Genomic DNA, 6,947 nt, shown 5'->3' with positions numbered 1-6,947 from the left:
GGATTTTTGCCTTATGCGATAGTCACTTTGCCATCCAGATAAACATCCTGCACGGCATTGATCAGCTTCACACCGTCGGCCATCGATTTCTTAAACGCTTTGCGGCCCAGGATCAGCCCCATGCCGCCGGCGCGTTTATTGATCACCGCCGTGCGCACCGCGTCGGCAAGGTCGGTCTCCCCGCCCGCCGCGCCGCCGGAGTTGATCAGCCCGGCGCGGCCCATATAGCAGTTGGCCAGCTGGTAGCGCACCAGATCGATGGGGTTATCGCTGGTCAGTTTGCTGTATACCCGATCGTCGGTATAGCCGAAGTTAACCGCTTTGTAGCCGCCGTTATTCTCCGCCATCTTTTGCTTAACGATATCGGCGCCGATGGTGGCCGCCAGGTGGTTGGCCTGACCGGTCAGGTCAGCGGAAACATGATAGTCGACGCCGTCTTTCTTGAACGCCGAATTGCGCAGATAGGCCCACAGCACGGTGACCAGGCCCAGCTCATGGGCCCGCTCAAAGGCGGCGGAAATCTCTTCTATCTGACGACGCGATTGTTCTGAGCCGAAATAGATCGTCGCTCCCACGGCCACCGCCCCCATATTGAACGCCTGCTCAACGCTGGCGTAGAGGGTCTGGTCGTATTCGGTGGGGTAGCTCAGCGTTTCGTTATGGTTGAGCTTCACCAGGAAAGGGATGCGATGCGCGTAGCGGCGCGACACCGAGGCCAGCACGCCGTAGGTCGACGCCACGCAGTTACAGCCGGCTTCGATCGCCAGCTCGACGATATTTTTCGGATCAAAGTACAGCGGGTTGGCGGCAAAGGAGGCGCCCGCCGAGTGCTCCACGCCCTGGTCAACCGGCAGAATGGAAAGGTAGCCGGTTCCCCCCAGGCGTCCGGTATTGTACAGGGTCTGCATATTGCGTAGCACCGCCGGTGGTCGGTTGTTATCCACCATCACCCGATCAACATAATCTGCGCCAGGCAGATACAGCTGGTCGGACGGAATGGTTATACAACGGTGCTGCAACAGGCTCTCGGCATCTTTGCCCAGCAACTGCGTAATATCAGTCATAGCAATCTCCCGTAAGGCCGGCCGAAGCCGGCGTGCATTATCCCAACCCAATTTTTTTGGGCAGGTTAAGCCTGGTACCGACTTAGCCTATTTTCCAGCCGGGGGGCCATTTTTTCAGGAGATTCTGCTGTCCCGTTGCGCTGCCATTTACCACCAGGCGTGGAAATGGTGCACCGGCCCGATACCGTGGCCTACCTCCAGAGAGTCGGCCTGTGCCAGAGCCGCCGACAGCCAGGCCTTCGCCTCGATAACGGTGGCCGCCCAGTCCGCGTGACGCGGGCGCAGCGCCGCCAGCGCGGCGGAGAGCGTACAGCCGGTGCCGTGGGTATTTTTGGTTTGCACTCGCGGCGCGGTGAACCGCTGTTCCCCTTCGCGGGTGAAGAGCCAGTCCGGGCTTTCGGCATCGTCGAGATGGCCGCCCTTCATCAATACCGCGCCGCAGCCCAGCGCCAGCAGCGCCCGCCCCTGCTCCAGCATTTCCCGTTCGTTACGCGCATGGGGGGCATCGAGTAGCGCGGCCGCTTCCGGCAGGTTCGGGGTGATCAATGACACCTGCGGCAACAATCGTTGACGCAGGGTCTCCACCGCCGAAGCCGACAGCAGCGGATCGCCGCTTTTCGCCAGCATGACGGTATCCAGCACCACGTTGGCCACCCGGTAGCGCGCCAGCCGCTCGGCCACGGCTTCCACAATATCGGTCTCCGCCAGCATGCCGATTTTGGTGGTATCGATACGCACATCGCTGAACACCGAGTCGAGCTGCGCGGCCACAAAATCCGGTTCGATGCGATAGACCGACTGTACGCCGCGGGTATTCTGCGCCACCAGGGCGGTGATCGCCGAGCAGCCATAGGCCCCCAGCGCGGAGAAGGTTTTCAGATCGGCCTGGATACCGGCCCCGCCGCTGGGATCGGTGCCGGCGATGGTCAGGGCGTTGATGCGTTTCATCCCTGCACCTCCTGATACAGCGCGTCGAGAAACGCCGGAATAAAGCTGCCTGGGCCTCCCTGACGGGCGGCGATCTCCCCGGCCTGCTTCATCAGCCCGCAGGCGGCGGCCACGTTTTCCAGCCGGTCTCCCGGTAGCGCCGCGCTCGCCGCCACCACCGCCGACAGCGCGCAGCCGGTGCCCACCACCCGGGTCATCAGCGGATTGCCCCCCGCCACGCTGAGCACCCGCTCGCCGTCGGTGACGTAGTCCACCTCGCCAGTGACCGCCACCACGGTAGCCAGCCGACGAGCCAGCGCCTGGGCCGCCGGCAGCGCCGCAGCGGCCGTATCGGTGGTATCCACCCCGCGCCCGCCGGCGCTCATCCCGGCCAGCGCCAGAATTTCAGAGGCATTGCCGCGAATGGCCGCCGGCTGGAGGGCCAGCAGCTCGTGACAAAAGGCCGTGCGCACGGTCAGGGCGCCGACCGCCACCGGATCCAGCGTCCAGGGCTTGCCGGCCTGACGGGCGTGCTCCACCGCGGCGCGCATCGCCACGGCGCGATCTTCGGTCAGGGTACCGACGTTAATTAACAGCGCATCAGCGATAGCGGCAAATTGCGCCGCTTCGCGGGGATCGATCACCATCGCCGGCGAGGCGCCGACGGCCAGCAGAACATTGGCGGTAAAGGTCTGCACCACGTCATTAGTCATGCAGTGCACAAGGGGGGAATGGGCGCGCAGCAGATGGCGCAGGTGCGCGACAGGCGCGGGATTCAACAGCTCAGGCATAGTTTGCTCCCGCCAGACGAGGTAGAAGCAATGACCCTGCGGTCTCTGACTTCCCTACGCTGGCATTATCCAGATCAGGTGGTACGGGTATTTCTCAGCCTTCAACGAAGAAGGGCACCCCGAGTCAAAATAGTAAAATTGTTAAGCGTTGTGGAATTTACCGCAACTCACCGGTTCATACAACAAGCCTTTAGCCCTGGATACGACACCTTCGCGGCCATCATGCTCATCAGGCAACCGGACGGGATTGCATTCCGCTGCTGGCGGGCGGAAAATAATGACATCATGCGCTATTTAGCCTACCGAGGATATACGCCATGGCCGTTTATCACCATGCGCTGGTACTGATTAACAGCAGTCAGGACGGCGTCCCGCTGCTCCAGCATGCCGCCAGAATGGCAGAAGAGAACGGCATGCGCATCACCATCGCCCACATCAGCACCGATTACCGGGCGCTGAACTATGTTTCCGACAGCCTGCGCGACGATCGGGTCTCGCAGGAGGTGATCCAGGCCAAAGCCCTGCTCAACGAGCTGGCCTGCACCGTCTCCCTGCCGGTGGATACCCTCTCGCTGGTGACCACCCGCCGGTTTGAAGACGTGGAAACCTGCGTTCGGCAGCGGCAGATCGATTTAATTATTGCCGGGCACCATAACCGGCTGCTGGGCGTCCTCTCCTCACACTCGCTGGAGTACATCAACCACTTAACCGTAGACGTGCTGATCAAGCACCTGCCCTAGCGCAAGGCGGCCTGCAGCAGGGAAAAACAGTCTTCAATAAGCGGGGGCAGCGCCTGCGGGCCGCGCATCAGGGCCACTGTGCGGGCGAGCGCCGGCTGCTGCAGCTGGGCGACCCTGAGCGCCGGGTCCTGCAGATGGGTGGTGTACAGCGCCGGCAGAATCGCCACCGCTAAGCGCGAGCGCACCAGACCATACAGGGTTTCGATATAGTCCACCTGGTAGCGGGTGGTCAGCGTCAGGCGATGGCTCTCCACTAATGCCGCCACCAGCCGCTTGATATTGCCCTTCGAGAACACAGCAATATCCCGCCCCACCAGCTGTTTCCACGGCAGATGCGCCTGCGCGGCCAGCGGATCGTCGCGGTGCAGCACCGCCACGAAGGGATCTTCGCGCAGCGGATAGACCAGCAGTTCTGCGGGCAGTGAACTGTCGATCGCCCCGATGCCGAAATCAATCTCGCCGCGCTGCAGCGCCTGGATAAGCGCATCGTTGGTCTGATCGTGAAATTCAATGCGCAGACGCGGAAAGGCCTCAGCCAGGGTCTGCGGCAGCAGCGGAAACAGCAGCGAACTGACCGACGGCACCAGACCGATACGCACCGTCCCGTCGCCACCCGCCTCGACAATCTGCTGCATATCGGAAAAGGCCGCCTGCGCCACGCTGAGGATCCGCTGGGCGTGGGGTAAAATCGCCGCCCCCAGTTCAGTCAGAGTGACCGTCGCAGCGGTACGGTTGACCAGCTTACCGCCGAGTACCGTTTCAATCTGCCGCAGGGCGCTGCTCAGCGCCGGCTGGCTAATCGCCAGCCGACTGGCGGTATCGGTAAAATGGCGCAGCTGGGCCAGGGTGACGAAATACTGAAGCTGTTTAAGAGAGAGCGCGGGCAGCCGCTGCCAGGGTTCGTTCATCATCGGGTTCGCTACGGTGGTCCTGCACAATAACCCGAGCTTATCGGGTGATAAATTTATTCATCTGGGCAAACGTTTGCTGTGCCCCTAGAGTATCCGCATTATCCTTGTGCCGGAGTGGTTATGTCCAGCAATGCTCAAGTCCGCCGTCGCGCCGTGCAGGCCGCGCGCGGTGAATCCCCGTTTGATCTGCTGCTGATCGATGCGCAGATCGTCGATATGGCCACGGGCGAAATTCGCCCCGCTGACGTCGGTATCGTCGGCGAGATGATCGCCAGCGTCCATCCGCGCGGCAGGCGCGAAGACGCCCATGAAGTGCGTTCCCTGGCCGGTAGCTACCTGTCCCCCGGCCTGATGGACACCCACGTGCATCTCGAAAGCTCGCACCTGCCGCCGGAGCGCTATGCGGAAATCGTCCTCACCCAGGGCACCACCGCAGTGTTCTGGGATCCGCATGAGCTGGCCAACGTCCTCGGCGTCGCTGGCGTGCGCTATGCGGTGGACGCCAGCCGCCATCTGCCGCTGCAGGTGATGGTCGCCGCCCCGTCCAGCGTCCCCTCCACGCCGGGTCTCGAAATGTCCGGCGCCGATTTTGCCGGCGCGGAGATGGAGACCATGCTCGGCTGGCCGGAAGTGCGCGGCGTGGCGGAGGTGATGGATATGCACGGCGTGCTGCACGGTAGCGAGCGGATGCAGGAGATTGTCCAGGCCGGTCTCAACAGCGGCAAACTGATTGAAGGCCACGCCCGCGGCCTGAGCGGCGCTGACCTGCAGGGCTACCTCGCCGCCGGCGTCACCTCCGATCATGAACTGACCTCGGCGGACGACGCGCTGGAAAAACTGCGCGCCGGGCTGACGATCGAGATCCGCGGCTCGCACCCCTATCTGCTGCCGGATATCGTCGCGGCGTTAAAAACGCTGCCGCACCTCTCCTCGCAGATCACCGTCTGCACTGATGACGTGCCGCCGGATATGCTGCTGGAGAAAGGCGGCATCATCGCCCTGCTTAATCTGCTGATCGAGCACGGTTTACCGGCGGTCGATGCGCTGCGATTCGCCACCCTCAACGCCGCTATTCGCCTGCAGCGCCACGATCTTGGGCTGATTGCCGCCGGGCGGCGCGCCGATCTGGTGGTGTTTGATTCCCTGGAGAAACTGGTGGCCCGCGAAGTCTACGTAGGCGGTAAGCTGCTGGCCCGTGCGGGCAACCTGCTGACACCGATCGCGCCCGCCGCGGGCGTCACGCCGCCGCGCGATACTTTGCAGATCGCCCCCCTCCGCGCCGATGACTTTATTCTGCGCGTCCAGGGCATTCGTCACGGCATCGCCCGCCTGCGCCATATCCGCGGCGCGCGCTTCACCCAGTGGGGCGAAGTGGAAGTGCAGGTTCGTGACGGGAAAGTCCAGCTGCCCGCCGGCTTCAGTCTGATCTGGGTCAAGCACCGCCACGGCCGCCATCAGGCGACGCCGCAAATCGCCCTGCTTGAAGGCTGGGGTGAGCTGCGCGGCGCCATCGCCACCAGCTACTCCCACGACTCGCATAATCTGGTGGTGCTCGGGCGCGACGCTAATGATATGGCGCTGGCGGCCAACCAGCTTATCGCCTCCGGCGGCGGGATGGCGCTGGCGCAACAGGGCGAGATCCTTGCCCATGTGGCGATGCCGATTGCCGGCATGCTGTCGGATCTCCCGGCCGCGGAACTGGCGCGTCAGTTCCGCGAGCTGCGCGATCTGAGCAGCCAAGTCGCCGACTGGGAGCCGCCGTACCGGGTCTTCAAGGCCATTGAAGGCACCTGCCTTGCCTGTAACGCCGGGCCGCATTTAACCGATTTGGGTCTGACCGACGGCGGCAGCCGCCAGATAGTCGACCCGTTGATAGCCTGCCGGGAGATCCCGGAGCCAACCGATCACAACAATAATCCTCAGGGAGCCTGAGCATGGCCGATAACACACTTCACTCTTCCGCCCGCGCTAACTGGCTGGAGCGCCGCTTTGCGCTGCGCTCGCGCGGCGGCACGCTACGCACCGAATGCCTGGCCGGGATCACCGGCTTTCTCGCCGCCGCCTATTTACTGGTGGTCATCCCGGGGCTGCTGGCGATCGGCGGGATGGATAAAGGCGCCGCCACCACCGGCACCATTCTGGTCTTCGTCGTCGGCTCGCTGCTGATGGCGTTTTATGCCAACCTGCCGTTTATCGTCGGCCCGGGCATTGGCGGCTCGGTGCTGGTGGGGGTGACGCTGGCCGGTAGCGAAGGGATTGGCTGGCAGACTGGCCTCGGAATTGCCTGCTGGTCGGGGATCCTCTTCTTCCTGCTGACCCGCTTTGGCCTGCGCGAAGTGGTCACCCGCTCGGTGCCGCAGTCGATCAAGCTGGGATTGACGGCCTCCATCGGCCTGTTTGTCGCCGTCCTCCCCGCTTGCTTTTCTCGTTCGGGGCGGGGGGGGGGGGGGGGCACACCCCCCAGCCCGACGAGAAGGGATAATCCCGAGGAGGTGATGAACCAGACCATCGCCT

The 6,947-nt window shown here is 63.4% G+C and carries 6 protein-coding genes, 1 pseudogene and 1 riboswitch; of the genes and pseudogenes, 3 read left to right on the top strand and 4 right to left on the bottom strand.

The genetic code is table 11. The features are described 5' to 3' along the window. Positions 1-11 precede the first annotated feature (11 nt). From fbaB to thiM, 3 genes are all read right to left on the bottom strand, one after another. Positions 12-1,064: a class I fructose-bisphosphate aldolase gene (gene fbaB, locus HMPREF9538_RS03595; protein ID WP_002912704.1), complete on the bottom strand. Its 1,053-nt coding sequence runs from the start codon at positions 1,062-1,064 to the stop codon at positions 12-14. Positions 1,065-1,211: 147 nt separating this feature from the next. Beyond that, entirely contained in the window at positions 1,212-2,012 is an 801-nt protein-coding gene (gene thiD, locus HMPREF9538_RS03600) for a bifunctional hydroxymethylpyrimidine kinase/phosphomethylpyrimidine kinase (RefSeq protein WP_002912707.1), read from the bottom strand. Next, positions 2,009-2,782: a hydroxyethylthiazole kinase gene (thiM, locus tag HMPREF9538_RS03605; RefSeq protein WP_012541053.1), complete on the bottom strand. Its 774-nt coding sequence runs from the start codon at positions 2,780-2,782 to the stop codon at positions 2,009-2,011. The genes thiD and thiM overlap by 4 nt, the downstream gene beginning before the upstream one ends. A gap of 34 nt (positions 2,783-2,816) precedes the next feature. Continuing rightward, positions 2,817-2,914: riboswitch (TPP riboswitch) on the bottom strand. Positions 2,915-3,099: 185 nt separating this feature from the next. Here thiM and HMPREF9538_RS03610 point away from each other — a divergent pair. Continuing rightward, entirely contained in the window at positions 3,100-3,522 is a 423-nt protein-coding gene (locus HMPREF9538_RS03610; protein WP_004189084.1) for a universal stress protein, read from the top strand. Here the strand turns inward: HMPREF9538_RS03610 and HMPREF9538_RS03615 are convergent. After that, positions 3,519-4,433: a LysR family transcriptional regulator gene (locus tag HMPREF9538_RS03615; RefSeq protein ID WP_009486183.1), complete on the bottom strand. Its 915-nt coding sequence runs from the start codon at positions 4,431-4,433 to the stop codon at positions 3,519-3,521. The two genes, HMPREF9538_RS03610 and HMPREF9538_RS03615, sit on opposite strands and share 4 nt — an antisense overlap. Positions 4,434-4,553: 120 nt before the next feature. On the opposite strand from HMPREF9538_RS03615, the gene HMPREF9538_RS03620 reads away from it, so the two are divergent. After that, positions 4,554-6,365, top strand: coding sequence for an adenine deaminase (locus HMPREF9538_RS03620; protein ID WP_032457253.1), 1,812 nt, complete (start codon positions 4,554-4,556; stop codon positions 6,363-6,365). Between the two features lie 2 nt (positions 6,366-6,367). After that, a pseudogene (locus HMPREF9538_RS30590) lies at positions 6,368-6,947 on the top strand (solute carrier family 23 protein); the annotation flags it as partial.

Source organism: Klebsiella sp. MS 92-3 (genome assembly GCF_000195655.1).
Taxonomy (GTDB): domain Bacteria; phylum Pseudomonadota; class Gammaproteobacteria; order Enterobacterales; family Enterobacteriaceae; genus Klebsiella; species Klebsiella pneumoniae.
The sequence above is the reverse complement of the archived record's forward strand: the minus strand, read 5'-3'. Positions and strand labels throughout refer to the sequence as shown.

Excerpts from the sequence above, each read along its gene's own strand:
- HMPREF9538_RS03620 (WP_032457253.1), top strand. The coding sequence starts at position 4,554 with ATGTCCAGCAATGCTCAAGTCCGCCGTCGCGCCGTGCAGGCCGCGCGC.
- fbaB (WP_002912704.1), bottom strand. The coding sequence starts at position 1,064 with ATGACTGATATTACGCAGTTGCTGGGCAAAGATGCCGAGAGCCTGTTG.
- HMPREF9538_RS03615 (WP_009486183.1), bottom strand. The coding sequence starts at position 4,433 with ATGATGAACGAACCCTGGCAGCGGCTGCCCGCGCTCTCTCTTAAACAG.
- thiM (WP_012541053.1), bottom strand. The coding sequence starts at position 2,782 with ATGCCTGAGCTGTTGAATCCCGCGCCTGTCGCGCACCTGCGCCATCTG.
- HMPREF9538_RS03610 (WP_004189084.1), top strand. The coding sequence starts at position 3,100 with ATGGCCGTTTATCACCATGCGCTGGTACTGATTAACAGCAGTCAGGAC.
- thiD (WP_002912707.1), bottom strand. The coding sequence starts at position 2,012 with ATGAAACGCATCAACGCCCTGACCATCGCCGGCACCGATCCCAGCGGC.